This window comes from Microcella flavibacter (assembly GCF_012530535.1).
Classification (GTDB): domain Bacteria; phylum Actinomycetota; class Actinomycetes; order Actinomycetales; family Microbacteriaceae; genus Microcella; species Microcella flavibacter.
In genome coordinates this window covers 2,266,255-2,285,935 of the sequence record NZ_CP051299.1, presented here as the reverse complement: position 1 = coordinate 2,285,935, position 19,681 = coordinate 2,266,255, and the positions used below count along the sequence as shown (strand labels likewise).

General features: G+C 72.3%; 16 protein-coding genes. 8 read left to right on the top strand and 8 right to left on the bottom strand.

The annotated features are described in order from the left end of the window. Positions 1 to 50 precede the first annotated feature (50 nt). From HGB54_RS10855 to HGB54_RS10845, 3 genes are all read left to right on the top strand, one after another. A complete protein-coding gene (locus HGB54_RS10855) occupies positions 51 to 1,331 on the top strand; it encodes a saccharopine dehydrogenase family protein (RefSeq protein WP_168916434.1) in 1,281 nt (426 codons plus the stop codon). Positions 1,332 to 1,551: 220 nt separating this feature from the next. After that, on the top strand, positions 1,552 to 2,856 hold the full coding sequence (locus HGB54_RS10850) for an FAD-binding protein (RefSeq protein WP_228545805.1): 1,305 nt from the start codon (positions 1,552 to 1,554) through the stop codon (positions 2,854 to 2,856). A gap of 59 nt (positions 2,857 to 2,915) precedes the next feature. After that, complete coding sequence (locus tag HGB54_RS10845; protein ID WP_168916433.1) at positions 2,916 to 4,781, top strand: ABC transporter ATP-binding protein; 1,866 nt, start codon at positions 2,916 to 2,918, stop codon at positions 4,779 to 4,781. Positions 4,782 to 4,863: 82 nt separating this feature from the next. On the opposite strand, the gene HGB54_RS10840 is transcribed toward HGB54_RS10845, so the two are convergent. Continuing rightward, the gene (locus tag HGB54_RS10840; RefSeq protein ID WP_228545804.1) at positions 4,864 to 5,403 is read right to left on the bottom strand and encodes a vitamin K epoxide reductase family protein; all 540 of its coding nucleotides are present in this window, start codon (positions 5,401 to 5,403) and stop codon (positions 4,864 to 4,866) included. 160 nt (positions 5,404 to 5,563) lie between these two features. Between HGB54_RS10840 and HGB54_RS10835 the strand changes: the two genes are divergently transcribed. From HGB54_RS10835 to HGB54_RS10820, 4 genes are all read left to right on the top strand, one after another. After that, positions 5,564 to 6,046 carry a hypothetical protein gene (locus tag HGB54_RS10835; RefSeq protein WP_168916431.1) on the top strand — a complete coding sequence of 161 codons (483 nt, stop codon included), beginning with the start codon at positions 5,564 to 5,566 and terminating at the stop codon, positions 6,044 to 6,046. Positions 6,047 to 6,160: 114 nt separating this feature from the next. Then, positions 6,161 to 6,847 (top strand): DsbA family protein, encoded by a 687-nt coding sequence (locus HGB54_RS10830; RefSeq protein ID WP_168916430.1) that lies wholly within the window; start codon positions 6,161 to 6,163, stop codon positions 6,845 to 6,847. Positions 6,848 to 6,893: 46 nt separating this feature from the next. Then, on the top strand, positions 6,894 to 7,898 hold the full coding sequence (locus HGB54_RS10825) for a cytochrome c oxidase assembly protein (RefSeq protein ID WP_168916429.1): 1,005 nt from the start codon (positions 6,894 to 6,896) through the stop codon (positions 7,896 to 7,898). After that, positions 7,895 to 8,251, top strand: coding sequence for a DUF6804 family protein (locus HGB54_RS10820; protein ID WP_168916428.1), 357 nt, complete (start codon positions 7,895 to 7,897; stop codon positions 8,249 to 8,251). Before HGB54_RS10825 ends, HGB54_RS10820 begins: the two co-directional genes overlap by 4 nt. Positions 8,252 to 8,285: 34 nt before the next feature. Here the strand turns inward: HGB54_RS10820 and HGB54_RS10815 are convergent, their stop codons facing one another. From HGB54_RS10815 to HGB54_RS10785, 7 genes are all read right to left on the bottom strand, one after another. Continuing rightward, positions 8,286 to 9,197, bottom strand: a complete 912-nt coding sequence (locus HGB54_RS10815; RefSeq protein ID WP_168916427.1) for a cation diffusion facilitator family transporter — start codon at positions 9,195 to 9,197, stop codon at positions 8,286 to 8,288. Continuing rightward, positions 9,194 to 9,898: a cation transporter gene (locus tag HGB54_RS10810; protein ID WP_168916426.1), complete on the bottom strand. Its 705-nt coding sequence runs from the start codon at positions 9,896 to 9,898 to the stop codon at positions 9,194 to 9,196. The genes HGB54_RS10815 and HGB54_RS10810 overlap by 4 nt, the downstream gene beginning before the upstream one ends. Further along, positions 9,895 to 10,254, bottom strand: coding sequence for an ArsR/SmtB family transcription factor (locus HGB54_RS10805; RefSeq protein WP_168916425.1), 360 nt, complete (start codon positions 10,252 to 10,254; stop codon positions 9,895 to 9,897). The genes HGB54_RS10810 and HGB54_RS10805 overlap by 4 nt, the downstream gene beginning before the upstream one ends. 70 nt (positions 10,255 to 10,324) lie before the next feature. Then, the gene (gene arfA / locus HGB54_RS10800) at positions 10,325 to 11,833 is read right to left on the bottom strand and encodes an arabinosylfuranosidase ArfA (RefSeq protein ID WP_168916424.1); all 1,509 of its coding nucleotides are present in this window, start codon (positions 11,831 to 11,833) and stop codon (positions 10,325 to 10,327) included. Positions 11,834 to 11,906: 73 nt separating this feature from the next. Next, complete coding sequence (locus HGB54_RS10795; RefSeq protein ID WP_168916423.1) at positions 11,907 to 12,833, bottom strand: sugar phosphate isomerase/epimerase family protein; 927 nt, start codon at positions 12,831 to 12,833, stop codon at positions 11,907 to 11,909. After that, the gene (locus tag HGB54_RS10790; RefSeq protein ID WP_168916422.1) at positions 12,830 to 14,014 is read right to left on the bottom strand and encodes a DUF993 family protein; all 1,185 of its coding nucleotides are present in this window, start codon (positions 14,012 to 14,014) and stop codon (positions 12,830 to 12,832) included. The genes HGB54_RS10795 and HGB54_RS10790 overlap by 4 nt, the downstream gene beginning before the upstream one ends. A 46-nt stretch (positions 14,015 to 14,060) precedes the next feature. Then, positions 14,061 to 15,248: a Gfo/Idh/MocA family protein gene (locus HGB54_RS10785; protein ID WP_168916958.1), complete on the bottom strand. Its 1,188-nt coding sequence runs from the start codon at positions 15,246 to 15,248 to the stop codon at positions 14,061 to 14,063. 756 nt (positions 15,249 to 16,004) lie between these two features. Here HGB54_RS10785 and HGB54_RS10780 point away from each other — a divergent pair. After that, a complete protein-coding gene (locus tag HGB54_RS10780; RefSeq protein ID WP_168916421.1) occupies positions 16,005 to 19,673 on the top strand; it encodes a rhamnogalacturonan lyase family protein in 3,669 nt (1,222 codons plus the stop codon). The last annotated feature ends 8 nt before the right edge of the window (positions 19,674 to 19,681 follow it).

Genomic DNA, 19,681 nt, shown 5'->3' with positions numbered 1-19,681 from the left:
CATCCCCTCGCCTCTTCCGCTTTGTTGTCCAGTTGGATAACATCATGGCCATGAGAATCCTGCTTGTCGGCGCCGGGGGCGTGGGCGACGCGATCGCCAAGATCGCCGCCCGCCGCTCGTTCTTCGAGACCATGATCGTCAGCGACTACGACCTCGGCCGGGCCGAGCGCTCGGTCGCCTGGATCACCGAGCGCCACGGCGACCAGGGCGGCCGCTTCGTCGCCGCGCAGATCGACGCGAGCGACGCCGCCGCGGTCGAGCGCGTCGCCCGCGAGCACGGCGCCACCCACGTCATGAACGCCGTCGAGCCCAAGTTCGTGCCGACGATCTTCGCCGGGGCGCTCGCCGCCGGCGCCGACTACCTCGACATGGCGATGAGCCTGTCGCAGCCGCACCCGACCGAGCCGCACGCGCTCACGGGCGTCAAGCTCGGCGACGAGCAGTTCGCCGCGGCCGCCGAGTGGGAGGCCGCCGGCCGCCTCGCCCTCGTCGGCATGGGCGTCGAGCCCGGGCTCAGCGACGTCTTCGCCCGTTACGCCGCCGACCACCTCTTCAGCGAGATCGACGAGCTCGGCACCCGCGACGGCGCCAACCTCGTCGTGCGCGACGACGAGGGCAACGAGATCTTCGCCCCCTCCTTCAGCATCTGGACGACCATCGAGGAGTGCCTCAACCCGCCCGTCGTGTGGGAGAAGGACCGCGGCTGGTTCACGACCGCGCCGTTCAGCGAGCCCGAGGTCTTCGAGTTCCCCGAGGGCATCGGCCCCGTGGAGTGCGTCAACGTCGAGCACGAGGAGGTGCTGCTCATGCCGCGCTGGGTCGACGCCAAGCGCGTGACCTTCAAGTACGGCCTCGGCGACGAGTTCATCGGCATCCTCAAGACCCTGAACCAGCTCGGCCTCGACCGCACCGCCCCCGTGCGCGTGCGCTCGGCGAACGGCCCCGTCGAGGTCAGCCCGCGCGACGTCGTGGCGGCGGGCCTGCCCGACCCGGCCACGCTGGGGCCCCGGATGACCGGCAAGACCTGCGCCGGACTCTGGGTGACCGGCACCGGCGTCGACGGCGCGCCCCGCGAGGTGTACCTGTACCACGTGGCCGACAACGAGTGGACGATGGCCGAGTACGAGGCCCAGTGCGTCGTCTGGCAGACCGCGCTCAACCCCGTCATCGCGCTCGAACTGCTCGCCACCGGCGCCTGGAGCGGCGCGGGCGTGCTCGGGCCGGAGGCGTTCGACGCCCGGGCGTTCCTCGACCTCATGGCGCGGCCCGAGGCCGACGGCGGGTACGGGCAGCCGTGGGGGTTCGAGGAGCGGACGCCGGCGGCGGTCTGAGCCGGGCGGCCTGAGCGCCGGGCCTGAGCGCCGGGTGCCGCCGAGTTGACGGTTCCCGCCGAGTTGCGCGTTCGGAACCCTCAACTCGAGCGAAACGGCGCAACTCGACGGCGGCTCGGGCGCAGCCCGGCACGGGCGGGCAGCCTGAGCGCCGGCCGCGGGCGGCGGCAGGCCGCTCGCGGTCGGCGGGCTCCGGGGCCCGCGGCGTAGGGTCGAGCAGGTGACCACGACCGCGCAGACCCCCACCACGGCGTCCCCCGGCCCCGCCGGGCTGAACTGGGCGCGCAACCTCGCCTACGCCGCATCCCGCTTCGCCGAACCGACGAGCATTGGTGAGCTGCAGCAGCTCGTCGCCGAGGCGCCGCAGGTGAGCGCGCTCGGCTCGCGGCACTCGTTCACGCGCATCGCCGACACGTCCGGGCTGCTCGTGTCGGTGGCGCGGCTGCCCGGCGCGGTGACCGTCGCGCCCACTGCCGACGGCCGCTCGGGCGTCGCCTCGGTGCCCGCCGGGATGCGCTACGCCGAGGTCGCGAGCGCGCTCGACGCGCAGGGCTGGGCGCTCGGCGCGATGGCCTCGCTGCCGCACATCTCCATCGCCGGCGCGATCGCCACCGGCACCCACGGCTCGGGCGACGCCGCGGGCTCGCTCGCGACCGCGGTCGTCGGGCTCGAGCTCGTGCGCTCCGACGGCTCGGTCGCGACCATCCGTCGCGGAGACGAGGGGTTCGACGGCGCCGTCGTCTCGCTCGGCGCCCTCGGCGTCGTCGTCCGCGTCGAGCTCGCGGTCGAGCCGAGCTACGCCATGACCCAGGTCGTCGACCTCGACCTGCCGTGGGATGCCGCGCTCGCCGATCTCGACGCCGTGATGGGGTCGGCGACGAGCGTGAGCCTGTTCACGAACTGGAGCCGATCCGACCTCATCGACCAGGTGTGGCGCAAGTCGCGCGTGACGCCCGAGGCGAGCGGGGCGCCCGGGCCGCTCGACAGGGCCGTGCGCGCGGGGGCGGCGGAGCATCCCCTCAGGGGTCAGCCCGCCCCCAACTGCACCGACCAGAGCGGTGAGCCGGGGCCCTGGTTCGAGCGGCTGCCGCACTTCAGGCCTGAGTTCACGCCCTCGAACGGCGACGAGCTGCAGAGCGAGTACTTCGTGCCGCGCGAGCACGCGGTGGCCGCGCTCAGCGCGATGCGCGCCCACGGGCCGGCCATCGAGGGGCTGCTGCAGGTGAGCGAGGTGCGCAGCATCCGCGGCGACGAGCTGTGGCTGAGCGGGGCGTTCGGCGGCGACGTCATCGGCATCCATTTCACCTGGATGCCCGACGAGCCCGCCGTGCGTGCGGCGCTGCCCGGCATCGAGTCGGTGCTCGCGCCCTTCGGCGCCCGACCGCACTGGGGCAAGGTCTTCACGATGGATCCGGCGGCCGTGGCCGCGCGCTACCCGCGCTGGGAGTCGTTCCGCGCGCTGCGCGCCGAGTGGGATGCGCGCGGCGCGCTGCGCGGCCCGCTGCTGCAGCACTGGGGCGTGTAGCGGGGCGGAGCACCGCAGGTGCGGTCGCGGCGCGACCGGCGACCCGGCATGATGGACCCATGACTCGGGAAGCGCTTTCCGCCGACACCGCCGATGCCGTGCGGCACGCCGTCGACGGCCGGCACCCCGCCCGCTCGGTGCTGCGCCTGCTCGGCCTGCACCGCCGCCGGGTGCTGCTCGCGCTGCTGTTCTTCGCCGTCAAGGACACCCCGCTCTGGCTGCTGCCCGTCATCACCGCGCAGGTCATCGACATCGTCGTCGACCAGCGCCCGCCGATCGAGCTCGCGCTCTGGGGCGGCATCGCCGTCGTCGCGCTGCTGCAGAACTACCCCGGCCACGTGCTCTACACGCGCTTCTTCATGGGGGTCGTGCGGCGCACGGGCGCCGACCTGCGCAACGCGATCGCGGCCCGCCTGCAGGAGCTCTCGATCGGCTTCCACACCCGCGCGAACTCCGCGGTCGTGCAGACGAAGGTCGTGCGCGACGTCGAGAACATCGAGGTCATGCTGCAGCAGACCGCGCATCCGCTGCTGTCGGCGACGATGGTGCTGCTCGGCGCCGTGACGATGACGGCGATCGCGGTGCCGCAGTTCCTGCCGGTCTACGCCCTCGCCATCCCGCTCGCCGTCGCCCTGCGCGCGCTGCTGCAGCGGCGCAGCCTCACCCGCAACGAGGCGTTCCGGCGCGAGGTCGAGCACTTCTCCGCCCGCGTCGGCGAGATGGCCGCGCTCATGCCCATCACCCGCGCGCACGGGCTCGAGCACACGGCCCGGCAGCGCGTCGCCGACGGCGCCGAGGGCGTGCGCACCGCCGGCTTCGCCCTCGACCTGCTCAACGGCCGCTTCGCCTCGGTCTCGTGGGTGAGCCTGCAGCTGCTCGGCGTCGGCTGCCTCATCCTCGCCGCCTGGTTCTCGCTCACCGGGTTCCTGCCGATCTCGGCCGGCGAGGTCGTGCTGCTGAGCTCGTACTTCGCCCTGCTCACGACGAGCGCGACGGGGCTGCTCATGCTGCTGCCGATCGTCGCGCGCGGCACCGAGTCGGTGCGGTCGATCGCCGAGGTGCTGCAGGATCCCGACCTCGAGCGCAACGAGGGCAAGACCGCGGTCGGCGTGGTGCGCGGCCGCATCGAGCTGCAGGGGGTGACCTTCGCCTACGGGGATCGCGCCGGCGGCGCCGGCGCGGCCCGAGCCGGGCATCCCGAGGCCGCCCCCACCGCGGCCCCGCCGCCGGAGCCCGCCCCCGCCGCCCGCCCCGCCCTCGACGGCATCGATCTCGCGATCGAGCCCGGCGAGACGATCGCGTTCGTCGGCTCCTCCGGCTCGGGCAAGTCGACGATGCTGAACCTCGTGCTGGGCTTCGTGCGTCCGACGCGGGGGCGGGTGCTGCTCGACGGCGTCGACATGGAGACCCTCGATCTGCGCAGCGTGCGCCGCCGCGTCTCGGTCGTGCCGCAGGAGTCGGTGCTGTTCGAGGGCACCATCCGCGAGAACATCGCCTACGGCCTCGGCGAGGTCGAGGATGCCCGGCTCGAGCAGGCGCTGCGCGACGCGAACGCGCTCGAGATCGTGACGGCGCTGCCCGAGGGCTGGCACACGGTCGTCGGCGAGCGCGGCGCGCGACTGTCGGGCGGCCAGCGCCAGCGCCTGTCGATCGCGCGGGCCCTCGTGCGCGACCCGAGCATCCTGCTGCTCGATGAGGCGACGAGCGCCCTCGACTCGGGCAGCGAGGCCGTCATCGCGCAGGCCCTCGACCGCCTCATGGCCGGCCGCACGACGCTCGTGGTCGCGCACCGGCTGTCGACGATCCGCTCGGCCGATCGCATCGTCGTGCTCGAGCACGGGCGCATCGTCGAGGTCGGCCCGCACGACGAGCTGCTCGCCCGCGGCGGCCGGTACGCGCAGCTGCACGGGGTGCAGGCGGGGTGACCCGGCGGACGCGCGACGGTGCGACCGGCCCGCCTGGGCTGCCCTGCCCGGGGCCCACCCGGCCCGGCCCGACCGGCCCGCCTCACCCGGCCAGCAGGTACGGGAACCGCAGCACGATCGCCCCGATGATGACCGCGTAGTTCGCGAGCACGAGCACGACGATGAACGGGGTGAGCGCTCGGCCCGGCGCGACCGCGCGGCGACCCAGATCCCCGTCCGCCATCGTGCGCACGATCGCCGTCCACCACAGGGGGATCGTCGCCGCCCAGACCACCAGGCAGTACGGGCAGAGCACGCCGATGACGAAGGCGCTCTGCACGAACAGCCAGGTGACGAAGACCCAGGCGCCGAAGAGCCCCATGACGACGAGCCGCCAGAACCAGGAGGCGAAGCGGGCGCTCGCGAGCATCCCGAGGCCGACCACGATCGGAACGACGAAGCCGGCCACCCCGATCACCGGATTGGGGAACCCGAGCAGCGAGGCCTGCCAGCGGTCGAACAGGGCGCCGCAGGAGACGAAAGGGCTCAGGTCGCACGAGAGGGGAGTCTCGGGGTTCTGCAGCGCGCGGACCCTCTCGATGAGGAGCCCGGTGGACGCGAGCCAGCCGATCGCTCCGCCCACGATCAGTACGATCGCGAATGCGATCGACGAGCGGGCAGCGGTCCGGTCATCACGCTCAGTGAGGGTCGCTGTATCGACCGTCGTCATCTCGAACCTCTCCTCAGTGTGCAGACATGCCTTCCCAGCCTATGCTGACACGGCCCGGCGTAACATGACACCCGTGGACGTCCCTCTCGATGCGCAGGCCGCGACGGTGCCCGCAGTCGGGCGCGGCACCGCTGAGCTCGGCAGCGGCGGAAGGGTACTGCGGCGCATCGTCCTCATCGTCCTCGCAGTCGCCCTCGTGGTCGTCGGCGCGCTCACAGCCGATCACGTCGAGGCCGCCGGGGCGAACGAGCACGCCGCCGCCGTCGCCGCGGAGAGCCCGCTCATCGTTCCGGCTGCCGCCACCACAGCATCCCCCGACCCGACTGTGCCCGACATCGCCACCGAATCGGGCCTCGGGGCCGCCCAGGAGCTCGTGCTGCTCATCTGCTCGATCCTCGCCCTGCTCGTCCTCCTCGGGCCCGCGCTACGGTCCGGCCCCGCCGGAGGGCTGCGCCGCATCGCGATGGGATGCTGGGCCCTCGTCGCCCTCGTCCGGCAGGCCTGGATCGACGCCGACCGGCCTGACCGGACGGCGCTCTGCATCATCCGCACGTAGGAGTCGCCCCCCCGGTCCGCGCCCTGCGCGATCGGAGCCGGGCACGTCACCGCGCGGACCCTTGTCTGCGCCCCTCCTGTTTGCGCGCTCTGCGCTCGTCGAAAGGTATCCTTCGTGACCACCAGCACCACCGCCAAAGTCTCGGTCGCGCTCTCCGGCGCGATCATCCTGCTCATCGCCGCGTTCGTCATCCTCGGCATCGTTCAGGCGCCGTCCAGCGGCCCCGTAGCCGACCCGGACTCCGACCCCGGCGCCGCCATACCGGCGCCGGTGTCGATGCTCCAGCCCGATACGCGCATCCTCGACGACGCGGGGGAGGGCGCCGTCGTCGTCGTCGAGTTCCTCGACTTCGAGTGCGAGGCCTGCGGGGCGTTCTACCCCGTCGTCGAAGAGCTGCGCGAGGAGTTCGAGGGCGAGGTCACCTTCGCCTTCCGCTACTTCCCCATCCCCGGGCATGTGAACTCCATGACCGCGGCGCTCGCCGTCGAGGCGGCCGCGCAGCAGGGCGAGCTCGAGGCGATGTACGACCTCATGTACGAGACGCAGTCGGAGTGGGGCGAGTCGCAGGATTCGAAGGCGGAGCTGTTCCGGGGTTACGCCAGCCAGCTCGGACTCGATCTCGCGGCGTACGATGCCGCGGTCGCGGCACCGGAGACCCTGGAGCGCGTCACCGCCGATCTCGAGTCGGGCACGCAGATCGGCGTCGCCTCGACCCCGACCTTCTTCGTCGACAACCGCCCGATCGAGATCCGCGAGCTCGGAGACCTGCGTTCGGCCATCGTGACAGCGCTCGAGAGGTGAGCCGGCCCCGCCCTCTCGCGAGGTCGACTGACGCGAGGAGGACGCGATGACGCCCTTGGATCCTCCGGGTCTTCAAGCATTCATCGGCGTCTCCGCGAGCTCTTCCTTCGTCTTCCCGGCGATCGCGATCCTCTCCGCGGTGGTCTACCTCGTCGGCGCTGCCTCGCAGTGGAGGCGGGGCCGGCGGTGGTCGGTCACCCGCACGCTGCTCTTCCTGGCCGGCTGCGGCGTGATCACGGTCGTGACGGGGTCGGCGCTCGAGGACTACAGCCAGGTGATGCTCTCGGTCTTCATGGGGGAGCAGCTCACGCTCATGATGCTCGTGCCGCCGCTGCTGGTGCTCGGGTCGCCGGGCCGCCTGCTGCTGCGCAGCGTGCCGCATCGAGGTGCCGGTCGCCTCGTGCTCGTCCTCGCCGTGGCCGGGCTGCGCAGCCGCGCCGCGCGATGGATACTGCATCCGGCGGTGAGCGTCGCGGTCTTCCTGCTGCTGTTCTACGGCCTCTACCTCGGCGACCTCGTCGATCCCGTGCTGGCGCTGCCATCCGGGCACGGTCTGCTCGAGGCGGCCTTCCTGCTCGCGGGCATCCTGTTCACCGTTCCGATCCTCAGCGACGATCCGCTTCCGGTTCGGATGTCGTACCCGGCGCGGGCGCTCGATCTCGGTGCTGAGGTCGCGCTGCACGCCTTCTTCGGGGTGTTCCTCATGGTGAGCCCGACGCTCGTGACCGACTACTTCGCGACCCCGCCGGCATCTCTCGGTATCGATCCCCTCGTCGACCAGGGCGTGGCCGGCGGCCTGGCCTGGTCGTACGGCGAGGGGCCGACGGTGCTCATGCTGCTGTACATCCTGCATCGCTGGTTCCGCGACGACACGGCGAGGGCAGCGAGAGCGGACGCCCGCGCCGATCGCCTCGGCGACCCCGACCTCGACGCGTACAACGACTACCTCGCGCGTCTTCGTGGTGAGCGGTCGAGGGGGGATGCGACGATAGCGGCAGCGCCGCAGCGCCCCGCACTCGGCGGTGCGCCCGACGAGGAGGCTGCCCGATGACCCGCTCCCCCCGCTCATCCCGCGCCGGTCGCCCCGTGCACCGCCGGTTCGCGCTCGCCCCCGGACTGCTCGGCGTGGTCGTCGCGCTCGGCGGCATCATCGCGATCGGCACGGAGGCCTTCTTCTTCGTGCAGTTCGTGATCGCGATCCTCGCCCTCATCGTCGGCTGGTTCGCGCTGCAGGCGCGCCAGTGGTGGTGGCTGCCCATTCCGGTCGCGCTCGCGGTGGTGTGGAATCCGGTCGTGCCCATTCCGCTCGACGATGCGGCGTGGCTGACCGCGCAGTACCTCGCCGTCCTCGGCTTCGTCGTCGCCGGGCTCGTGATCACGGTGCCGGAGGACGAGGCGCGCTGAGCGCGGCGTGCGGCTGCCGCCGGCGGCGGGATGCTCAGTGCAGGTCGTGCTCCCGCTCGGCCCCGACCGGTTCGAGCTGGAAGGTCGCGTGGTCGATGGCGACCGGGAAGTGCTCGGCGACGCACCGCTGCAGCGCGGCGGTGATCTCAGGAGCGTGCCCGTCGTGGAAGCACTTCGTCTCGACGACGACGTGCGCGGTGAGCACGGGCAGCCCGGTCGCGATCTGCGAGATGTGCAGGTCGTGCACGTCGACGACGTGGTCCTCGTCGAGCAGGTGCTGCCGCACGTCGTCGAGTTCGATGCCGCGCGGCACCGACTCGAGCAGCACGTCGACGGCGTCCCGCAGCAGGCGCAGCGTGCGCGGGATGATGAGAACGCCGACGAGCAGTGCGGCGATGGTGTCCGCCTGCTGCCATCCGGTCGTCATGATGACGATCGCCGCGACGATGACGGCGACCGAACCGAGAGCGTCGTTGAGCACCTCGAGGAACGCCGCCCGCATGTTGAGGTTCGCCCCTCGCCCGCCGGACAGGATGACGAGGGAGACGACGTTGGCGACGAGACCGATGATTCCGAAGATGAGCAGTTCGGCGCTGACGATCTCGGCAGGTGCCGTGAAGCGTCTCACCGCCTCGACGACGACGAAGATTCCCACACCGAGCAGGATCGCCGCTTGAGCGGTGGCCGCCAGCACTTCCGCCCGTCGTAGTCCCCACGAGCGGCGGGAGGTCGCTGCCCGTTCCATGAGGCGGGACGCCAGGAGCGCGATGAGCAGACCTCCCGCATCGGTGAGCATGTGAGCGGCGTCGATGAGGAGGGCCAGCGATCCGGTGATGATCGCACCGATCACTTCGGCGACGAGCACGCTGGCCGTGAGTGCGAATGCGATCGCCAGCCGACGGCGATTCACCCCTCCGGCGGCGTGGGCGTGCGTATCGGCGCTCATCGCGGCACCGAATCGTATTCGTGACCGTCGTGCTCGCCCTCCATGAGTTCACCGATCGCGGTGGAGCAGGTGTCCCCGTTCCAGGCCTCGATGCCCTCGCGCACGGCGAAGAGCCCGATGACGATGGCGGCGAGCGCGTCGGCCCACGCCCAGCCAAGGGCGGCGTTGGCGACGAGTCCGATCAGCACCGCGGCGGAGAGCAGCGAGCAGATCATCGTCTGCTTCGCGTCGGCGACGACGGTGGCCGAGCCGAGCTCCCGCCCGGTGCGGCGCTCCAGCAGCGACAGCGCGGGCATGATGACGACGCTCACGGCGGCGAGCACGATGCCGGTGCTGCTCGACTCGGCTTGCGTGACCCCGATCAGCGCGAGCGTCGATCCGACGATCGTGTAGGCGGCCAGTGCGAAGAACGCGAGCGCGATGACGCGCAGCACGGGCTTCTCGTACCGCTCGGGGTCGCTGCGGGTGAACTGCCAGGCGACGGCCGCGGCCGAGAGCACCTCGATACCGGAGTCGATGCCGAAGCCGATGAGGGCGGCCGAGTTCGCGGCGGATCCCGCGATGAGGGCGATGACGCCCTCGATAACGTTGTAGCCGATCGTCAGAGAGACGATGATCTTCACGCGGCGACGGAGGACGCGCGTGCGCTCCGGGTCGAGGCGGGCGGCGGCGGGAGCGGCGGCGGCGGCCGCGGCGGTCACGCGCGGGCCTCGCGCTCGGGTGCGCAGTGCGGCCCGGGCTCGGGTGCGCAGTGCGGCTCGGGCTCGACGGCGAGCACCACGCCGACGAGATCCTGCAGAGCGTGCCGCAGCCGGGCATCCGCGATGTCGTAGAGCATTCGTCGGCCCGTCGGCTCCGCGACGACGATGCCGCAGTCGCGCAGGCAGGCGAGGTGGTTCGAGACGCCCTGCTTGCTGACGCCGAGCTCGTCGACGAGGTCGGCGGGGTGCTTGGGGCCGTCGAGCAGGGCGAGCAGCATCGCCGAGCGCGTCGGGTCCGCGAGCGCCTTGCCGATGCGGCGGATCGCGTCGAGGCGCGTGGACGTGGTGAGGGCCATGCGGCGATAGTACACGGGATGCTGTACTCGGGCCGCAGCGGGCCCGGGTCGCCCGGGCTCGGAGCCCGGGCTACACCGCGGCGTCGAGTCGGATGAGGCTCCAGCTCTCGGGCGGCAGGGTCACGAGCAGCTCCGCACCCTCGACGACGACGCCCTCGAGCGGGCGCGGGGCGACCTCGGCGGCCTCCGCGGCGGTGCGGCGGGGACCAGCGTCGTCGGCGACCATGACGTGCGACTCGGCGAGCGCCAGCTCGCGGAAGCCCGCGGCGTCGAGGCGCAGCTCGACCGGCTCGGGGGAGCGGTTCGTCAGGATGGCGACGAGCGAGCCGGCAGCGGCATCCCACGTCACGACGCTCGAGACCGCGTCGACCTCGCCGTGTTTCGCCGTCGTGGCGCGCGGGCCCGAGGTGCGCGCCTCGAGCGTCACGCCGCGGGCGTGCTGCGCCGTGAGGGCTACGGGAAAGAACGTGGTCTGGCGCCAGGCCTCGCCGCCGGGCTCGGTCATGATCGGCGCGATGACGTTGACGAGCTGGGCGAGGCAGGCGATCGCGACGCGGTCGGCGTTGCGCAGCAGCGTCGCGAGCAGGTCGCCGGCGACGACGGCGTCGAGGGCCGAGTAGACGTCCTCGATGAGGCGCGGGCGCTCGAGCAGCTCGAGGTTCTCCTCGCCGGCGAAGGTGTCGATGTACCAGATGTTCCACTCGTCGACCGAGAGCCGGATGCGCTTGTCCGAGTGCCGGCGGGCGGCGACCGCGTCGGCCGTCGCGATGACCTCGTGCATGAAGGCCTCGAAGCCGGCCGCCGAGGCGAGGAAGCTCGCCCGGTCGCCGTCGCGCTCCTGGTAGTAGGCGTGCACCGAGATGTACTCGACCTGGTCGAAGGTGTGCTCGAGCACGACCCGCTCCCACTCGCCGAAGGTGTCCATCTCGCGGCTCGAGCTGCCGCAGACGACGAGCTCGATGCTCGGGTCGACGCGGCGCATCGCCTGCGCGGCCTGGCTCGCGAGGCGGCCGTACTCCTCGGCCGTCTTGTGGCCGATCTGCCACGGGCCGTCCATCTCGTTGCCGAGGCACCAGAGGCGGATGCCGTGGGGCGCGTCGGCCCCGTTCGCCCGGCGCCGCTCGCTCAGCTCCGTTCCTCCGGGCACGTTGCAGTACTCCACGAGCGCGGCCGCCTCGGCGACGCCGCGGGTGCCGAGGTTGACGGCCATCATCGGCTCGGTGCCGGTCGCGGCCGTCCAGCGCAGGAACTCGTCGGTGCCGATCTCGTTGGGCTCGATCGTGCGCCACGCCATGTCGATGCGGGTGGGGCGATCCTCGCGCGGCCCGACGCCGTCCTCCCAGTTGTAGCCCGAGACGAAGTTGCCGCCGGGATAGCGCACGACGGTCGTGCCGAGCTCGCGGGTGAGCGCGGCGACGTCCTGCCGGAACCCTTCGGCATCGGCGGTCGCGTGCCCCGGCTCGTAGATGCCGGTGTATACGGCGCGGCCGAGGTGCTCGACGAAGGAGCCGAAGATGCGCGGGTCGATCGCGCCGACCTCGAAGGCGGGGTGGACGGTGATGCGGGCGCGCTGCGTCATCGCAGCTCCTTCCGGTGGGGGTGTGCGGCGGAGACGGTGCGGGCGGTTCGGGATGCGGGGCGGTGCGGCGCGCTCAGCCGGCGACGGCCGTCTCGCGCAGGTGCGCGGCGACGACACGATCGAAACTATCGGCAGTTCGAGCGACAACATCAGCATACGGCGCGGCCCAGATGTCGGCGTGGAACAGCTCGACCTCGATGTCGCCGCGGTAGCCCGCCGCCTCGACCGCGCGGGTGAAGCCCGCGAAGTCGATGACGCCCTCGCCCGGGTAATGCCGGGCGAGCAGCACGTCCTCCGGCAGCGGCGTCGCCCAGTCGCACACCTGGTAGCTCGCGATGCGGCCCTCGCGGCCGGCGCGGGCGACCTGGTCGAGCACCGCCGGATCCCACCACAGGTGGAAGGTGTCGACGACGACGCCCACCGTCGCGGCGTCGAACGGCGCGGCGAGGTCGAGCGCCTGCTCGAGCGTCGAGACCACCGCGCGATCGCTCGCGTACATCGGGTGCAGCGGCTCGATCGCGAGCTGCACGCCCGCGTCGGCCGCGTACGGGGCCAGCTCGGTCAGGGCCTCGGCGACGCGCAGACGCGCCCCGATCAGATCGGTCGACCCGGTCGGGATGCCCCCCGCGACGAGCACGAGAACCGCGGCCGAGCCCTCCGCGCCGGCGGCCGCGAGCGCCGCGGTCTCGTCGATGGCGCGACGGTTCTCGTCCATCGCCGCACGGCGCTCGGCGCTCTCGGGCGCCGTGAAGAAGCCGCCCCGGCACAGGCTCGACACGCGCAGGCCGGAGCTCGCCACGAGCCGCACCGCCTCCGCCAGGCCCACCTCGGCCACGGGCTCCCGCCACAGGCCGATGCTCTGCAGACCCGCGGCGACGCTCGCGTCGAGCGCCTCGGCGAGGGTCGCGTGCTTGATCGTCGCCTGGTTGAGCGAGAGGCGCGGGTGCGGGGTCGGCGGCGCGGCCGCGGGCGGCCGCACGCCGCCGTCGACGGCGGTCATGCGAGCACCGCCGTGCGGGTCGCGGCCTCGATGCCGTTGAGGGCGAGCATCCCGTGCCAGCGTTCGAGCGCGAGCTCGGGCCGCTCCAGCGCGCCGCAGTCGTTGGCGAGCCGCACGATCTCGCTGAGGTGCGGCAGGCTGCGCGCCGCGTGCAGGCCGCCGACCATCGAGAAGGCGCGCTGGTGGCCGTTGAGCCACGAGAGGAAGGCGACGCCCGTCTTGTAGTAGAAGGTCGGGGCGGCGAAGATCTGGCGCGAGAGCTGCTCGGTCGGGCCGAGGATGCGGGCGTACTCGTGGTCGTCCGCGGCGTCGAGCGCCTGGATCGCGGCCGAGGCGTGCGGCGCGAGCGCCGCGAAGGCGCCGAGCAGCGCGTCGGAGTGGTGCACGCCGTCGCCCGCGATGAGCGAGACGTAGTGGAAGTCGTCGCCGGTGAACATGCGGGCCGTCGCCGGAAGGCCCGCGCGCACGGCGACCTCGGCATCGGCATCCAGCAGGCTCATCTTGATGCCGCTGACCCTGTCGGCGCTCTCGGCGATGATCTGCTGCACGGTCTGCGCGGCGGTGCGCCAGTCGGTGCTGCCGAAGTAGCCGGCCAGGCGCGGGTCGAAGGCCTCGCCCAGCCAGTGCAGCACGACGGGTGCGCCCGCGCGGGCGAGCACCTCGCGGTAGATGCGCCGGTAGTCGTCGGCGCTCTGCGCGGCCTGCGCCACGTGCCGGCTCGCCATGAGCACGGCGCCCGCGCCGGCGTCCTCGACGAACTGCAGCTGCTCGACGTAGGCGTCGATCACCTGGGGCAGCGTGAGCACCTCGTCGCCGATGTGGTCGGTGTTGACCCCCACCACGAGGTCCCCACCGACCGCAGCGGCCTCCTGCGCGCTTCGCGTGATGAGCGCGCGCGTCGCGGCGGTGTCGAGGCCCATGTTGCGCTGGGCCGTGTCCATGGCGTCGGCCACCCCGAGCCCCCACGACCAGACGTGGTGGCGGAACGCGAGCGTCGCGTCCCAGTCGATCTCGGCCGGGGCGCCCGGCACGTTCTCGGCCGTCGCGACCGGCACGACGTGCGCGGCGGCGTAGGCGATGCGGCTGCGCAGCGGGGCGACGGGCTTCGCGAAGGCGGGCGCCTCGGCGAGGGGGGTCGTGCTCGTGGAACCCGAGCGGTCGAGCAGGGTCAGGTCGGTCATCGTCGCGGCCTCGCGGGTCTCGGCGGCGGGGGCGGCGTCGTCGGCGCTAGAGCGCGAGGCTCGGGGCGGCGACGTGCTCGGCGGGAGCATCCACCGAATCGGGGGCGCCCTCGACGGCGATCTCGGGAACGTCCACGCGACGGCCCTCGCGGGAGGACTCGAGGCCCTTCTCGGCGAGCAGCATGCCGCGCGCGCCGGCGAGGAAGTCGTAGTGGTTGGGGGCGTCGTCGACCACGTGGCGGATGAAGTCCTCCCACTGCGTCTTGAAGCCGTTCTCGAAGACCTCGTTCGTGGGCACGTCGACCCAGGTGGCGTCGTAGTCGATCTCGTCGACCAGGTCGGGGTTCCACACGGGCTTCGGCGTCGCGTTGCGGGGCTGGATCTTGCAGCCGAAGAGGCCCGCGACGGCCGAGCCGTGCGTGCCGTCGACCTGGAACTGCACGAGCTCGTCGCGGTCGACGCGCACCGTCCAGCTCGAGTTGAGCTGCGCGATGACGCCGCCCTCGAGCTCGAAGATCGCGTAGGCCGCGTCGTCGGCGGTGGCCGCGTAGGGCTCGCCCGCCTCGTCGACGCGGTGGTCGATGTGGGTGACGGCGCGCGAGTACACCGACTCGACGCGGCCGAACAGGTTCTCGAGCACGTAGCTCCAGTGCGGGAACATGTCGACGGTGATGCCGCCGCCGTCCTCCGAGCGGTAGTTCCAGCTCGGGCGCTGCGAGGGGTGCCAGTCGCCCTCGAAGACCCAGTAGCCGAACTCGCCGCGCACGCTGAGGATGCGGCCGAAGAAGCCCGAGTCGACGAGGCGCTTGAGCTTCTGCAGGCCCGGCAGGTAGAGCTTGTCGTGCACGACGCCGTTCTTGACGCCGGCCTCGGCGGCGAGCTTCGCCAGCTCGAGCGCGTCGGCGTACGACTCGGCCGTCGGCTTCTCGGTGTAGATGGCCTTGCCGGCGGCGATCGCCTTCTTGATGGCGGATGCCCGGGCCTTCGTCACGAGGAAGTCGGCGTAGATCTGCCACCGGTCGTCGGCCAGCGCGGCGTCGAGGTCGGTCGTGAAGTGCTCGATGCCGTGGCGCTTCGCGAGCTCGGCGAGCTTCTCCTCGTTGCGGCCGACGAGCATCGGCTCGACCTGCACGCGGCGCCCGTCGGCGAGCTCGACGCCGCCCTGCTCGCGGATCGCGAGGATCGAGCGCACGAGGTGCTGCCGGTAGCCCATGCGCCCGGAGGCGCCGTTCATGATGATGCCGATTGTCGACTCTGACACGGTGTGACTCACTTTCGAGCGCGGTGGGACGGTGTGAGGCAGCCCCGATCGTCAGCGATGCGGGAAAGCGTTTACCAAAGTGTAGGACACCCGGCCGCGGCTGCGCAACGGGGAATCGGCGGGGGCGGTGCGGGGCGGAGGGGGGCGGCGGCGCGGGATGCCCGGCTCGAGCGGGCACGAATGCAGGAGTCCGGGCATCCCGCCGCCCCGTCGTGCGGCGACACGCCGTGCTCGAGCGCGGAACTCCTGCATTTCGGCACGGGCGGGCCAGTGGGGCAGGCAGGCGGGGCCGGCCCTGCGTTCGAGTCGGCGGGCGCGAGCGGCAACTCCTGCAATAACTCCGGCAAGCCGGAGCGGCTCGGGGGCGCCAGTGCTGCTGAGCTCACGAATGCAGGAGTTAGTGCACGGGTCGCGCGGATGGCGGGCGTATCCGAAGCGCTTCGGCCTCGCCGCGCCGACTCCGCCTGTCCCGCCGGGTCCTCGTCGGCCGCACGGTGTCCCGCCCGTCGTGCCGGGTCCACCCGACCCGCCGCGGCAGAGTCGGCGGTGAGCGGGGCGCCCCTTGACCTCCCGTCCGGGGGGGGGGGGGTAACGAGCGTTCCCGTTTGGGAATACGTTTTCCCATCCCACCACGTTCCTCGCCACCGCTGTCGAAGAAGACACCCCGTGGCCTCTGCGTCATCCCCCCGACCCCCTCGCGCTCCCGGCGCGACGCCCCGCGGGAGGTGGATGGCGCTCGTCACGGCGACCGCCGTCGCCTCCTCGCTCGCGGTCGCCGCACCCGCGGCCGCCGCGGAGCCCTTCGCAGGGCTCCGCCTCGATGCGGGCCCTGCCGGCGCACCGCTCGCCGCCGGCTTCACCGCCCTCGACCGCACCATGGCCTACACGCCCGAGCGCGGTTTCGGCTTCGTCGCGACCGGCGGGCTCAACGACCGCAACCGCGGCGCGGCCCCGGGCGAGCTCGGCGCCATGATCGGCGACTTCATCATCTCGGGCGCTCCGTTCGAGCTCGTCGTCGACGTTCCGAACGGCCTCTACGACATCACCACCTGGAGCGGGGACCTCATCGCCTCGAGCCAGACCCGGTTCACCATCGAGGGTCGCGACGCCGGCACGGGCAACGCCGCCTCCGGCTTCGTCACCGAGGCCGACCGCGGCCCGGTCACGGTCACCGACGGGCAGCTGAACGTCGTCATCGGCGGCAACTCCTCTCGCTTCAACGGCATCGCGGTCATCCCCGCGCTGCTCGCGCCGGCCGAGCTGCGCCTCGTCGATCTCGACGTCTCCGCGGCCCAGCCCACAGCCGAGCTCGCCTGGAACCCCGTCGACGGCGCGAGCTACCGCGTGCTGCGCACCGGCGAGGGCGACGCCGCCCCCACCGTGCTGAGCGAGACCGCCGAGCCGACGTTCACCGACACCTCCGCGCGCCTCGGCCGCCAGTACCGGTACGCGGTGATCGCGCTCGACGGCACGGGCCGCGAGTCGGTCGCCTCGAACGAGCTCGTCGTCTCCTACGTCGACGCCGAGCTCGCACCGCCCGCGGCCCCCACCGGCCTCGCCGTGACGAGCATCGAGAAGAACCTCGTCGAGCTCGGCTGGCAGGCCGAGGGCGAACCGGCCTACGCCATCGTCGAGCGAGCCTCGAGCGCCGAGGGCCCCTGGGCCGTCGTCGCCGAGGTCGAGGGCACGAGCTACCGCGACACGGACGTGCTCACGACGATCCCCTACTTCTACCGGGTGCGCTCGGTGAACGCGGGCGGAGCATCCCCCGTCTCGGAGGTGCTCGCGAGCGAGGCCGTCACCGTGCTGCAGCGCCAGACCGAGTACCTCGACCGCGCCCCCGCGGCGGTTCCGAGCGATGACGGCGTGCTGGTCTCGTGGCGGATGCTCGGCGACGACGCCGAGACCACCGCCTTCCACGTCTACCGCGACGGCGAGCGCATCACCGAGTCGCCCGTCACCGCGACCACCTCGATCCTCGACGCCGAGGGCTCGGAGCAGTCGCAGTACCTCGTCACCGAGGTCGTCGGCGACCGCGAGGTCACGGCGACCGAGCCGTTCGGCGTGTGGGAGCAGGAGTACTTCTCCATCCCGCTCGACCGCCCGGCCGACGGCGTCACCCCCGGCGGCCAGGCCTACAGCTACCGCGCGAACGACGCGAGCGTCGGCGACGTCGACGGCGACGGCACCTACGAGCTCATCCAGATGTGGGAGCCCTCGAACGCGCGCGACAACTCGCAGAGCGGCACGACCGGCCCCGTCTACGTCGACGCCTACCGCTTCGACGGCACGAAGCTGTGGCGCATCGACCTCGGCCGCAACATCCGGGCCGGGGCGCACTACACGATGCCCCAGGTCTTCGACTACGACGGCGACGGCAAGGCCGAGGTCATCATGAAGACCGCGGACGCCACCGTCGACGGCACGGGCGTCGTCATCGGCGATGCGAACGCCGACTACCGCAACAGCGGCGGGTACATCCTCAGCGGGCCCGAGTTCCTCACGCTGTTCGACGGCGAGACGGGTGCGGCGCTCGACACGATCGACTACACGCCGGCCCGCGGCAATATCGGCTCGTGGGGCGACACCTACGGCAACCGCATCGACCGCTTCCTCGCGGGCACGGCGTACCTGAACGGTGAGACGCCGAGCGCGATCTTCAGCCGCGGGTACTACACGCGCGCGGTGGTCGCGGCCTACGACGTGGTCGACGACCGGCTCGTCGAGCGCTGGGTGCTGAACTCCGACGACCCGGGCAACGGGGCGCTGTACGGGCAGGGCAACCACAACCTGTCGGTGCAGGACGTCGACGGCGACGGTCTCGACGAGATCGTCTTCGGCTCGGCGACGATCGACGACGACGGCACGCTGCTCTACAGCACGGGCCTCGGCCACGGCGATGCGCTGCACGTGGGCGACCACCTGCCCGAGCGCGACGGCCTCGAGGTCTTCGCCGCGCACGAGAGCATGGGCGAGTCGGGCAACCGGGGTGCCACCATGCGGGATGCGCGCACCGGCGAGATCATCTTCGGGATCCCGGCGACGCGCGACACCGGTCGCGCGGCGACCGCCGACATCGACGCCCGGTTCCCGGGCAACGAGTCGTGGGCCATCGGCGGCACGGGCGCGTTCGACTCGCCCGTCGGCACGCTCGTGGCGGCTGACGGTGCGGTCATCGGCACCGCCATCCCCGCGGCGAACTTCGTCGGCTGGTGGGACGGCGACCCGCTGCGCGAGATCGTCGACAACGACTACGACGCGACGATCGCCGCGGGCGTGCCGACGATCGCGAAGTGGAACGTCGAGACCCAGAGCGAGGACGTCATCCTGCGCGCGGAGGGGGCCTTCACCAACAACACCACGAAGGCGACGCCCATCCTGCAGGCCGACCTCTTCGGCGACTGGCGCGAGGAGCTCGTCTGGCGCAGCGAGGACAGCTCGGAGGCGCGCGTCTACTCGACGCCGCACCCGAGCTTCTTCATCGGGGACGGCATGGAGATGCCGCCGGCGCCGCCGATCGTGTTCACGAACGCTCCCGAGGAGGTCGCCGACTCCTCGGCGCCCGACATCGCGGGGGTGCAGGATGCCCTGCTCGCCGAGTCGGCGACGCTCGACCTGGCCGTGACCGCCGCCGACCCCGAGTCGGGCATCCGCTCGCTGGTCGTGGAGTTCGACGGCGAGCGGGTGGCGGCCGATGCGTCGATCGCGCTCGACGGCCTCGTCGGGGAGCGCACCCTCACGGTGCGCGCCGTCAACAACGCCGGGCTCTCGACCGAGGTCTCGTCGACGATCACCGTGTTCGCCGACTCCGGAGCCGAGGCGGCCCCGGCGCGCGGCGTGCTCACGTCGACGAGCGGGTGGGAGTACGGCCTCAGCGACGGCACCTTCGCCATCATGATGAACCTGTGGTGGGGCGAGAACGCCACCGCCTACCGGCTCTACCAGGACGGCGTGCTCGTCGACACCCAGCTGCTGACCGCCGACTCGCCGAACGGGCAGGTCGCGAGCACCCGCTTCAGCGGGCTGCCCGACGGCCGGTACGTCTTCACGGGCGAACTGCTCAACGCGGCCGGCACGACGGCCACCACCTCGGTGACCGTCGTGGTGCGCGACGCGGCGCCCGGCACCCCCGTGGTGTCGAGCGACTACTCGCGCGACCGCGACAGCGACTACACCCTGACCACGAACCTGTGGTGGGGCACGAACGCGACCGAGTACCGGCTGCTCGAGAACGGCGTCGTCATCGACGAGCAGACCCTCGTGGGGCAGACGCCGCTCGCCCAGCGGGCGACGACGTCGGTGACCGACCGGGAGCCGGGCACGTACGTCTACGTGGCTGAGTTCGAGAACGCGGCCGGGGTCACCTCCAGCCGTGAGCTGACGGTGCGGGTGCGGTAGACGCCCGC

Bases quoted from the DNA above. Each gene is read 5' to 3' on its own strand.
- HGB54_RS10855 (WP_168916434.1), top strand. From the start codon at position 51: ATGAGAATCCTGCTTGTCGGCGCCGGGGGCGTGGGCGACGCGATCGCC.
- HGB54_RS10780 (WP_168916421.1), top strand. From the start codon at position 16,005: ATGGCGCTCGTCACGGCGACCGCCGTCGCCTCCTCGCTCGCGGTCGCC.
- arfA (WP_168916424.1), bottom strand. From the start codon at position 11,833: ATGACGCAGCGCGCCCGCATCACCGTCCACCCCGCCTTCGAGGTCGGC.
- HGB54_RS10820 (WP_168916428.1), top strand. From the start codon at position 7,895: ATGACCCGCTCCCCCCGCTCATCCCGCGCCGGTCGCCCCGTGCACCGC.
- HGB54_RS10845 (WP_168916433.1), top strand. From the start codon at position 2,916: ATGACTCGGGAAGCGCTTTCCGCCGACACCGCCGATGCCGTGCGGCAC.
- HGB54_RS10790 (WP_168916422.1), bottom strand. From the start codon at position 14,014: ATGACCGACCTGACCCTGCTCGACCGCTCGGGTTCCACGAGCACGACC.
- HGB54_RS10825 (WP_168916429.1), top strand. From the start codon at position 6,894: ATGACGCCCTTGGATCCTCCGGGTCTTCAAGCATTCATCGGCGTCTCC.
- HGB54_RS10795 (WP_168916423.1), bottom strand. From the start codon at position 12,833: ATGACCGCCGTCGACGGCGGCGTGCGGCCGCCCGCGGCCGCGCCGCCG.
- HGB54_RS10815 (WP_168916427.1), bottom strand. From the start codon at position 9,197: ATGAGCGCCGATACGCACGCCCACGCCGCCGGAGGGGTGAATCGCCGT.
- HGB54_RS10785 (WP_168916958.1), bottom strand. From the start codon at position 15,248: ATGAACGGCGCCTCCGGGCGCATGGGCTACCGGCAGCACCTCGTGCGC.
- HGB54_RS10805 (WP_168916425.1), bottom strand. From the start codon at position 10,254: ATGGCCCTCACCACGTCCACGCGCCTCGACGCGATCCGCCGCATCGGC.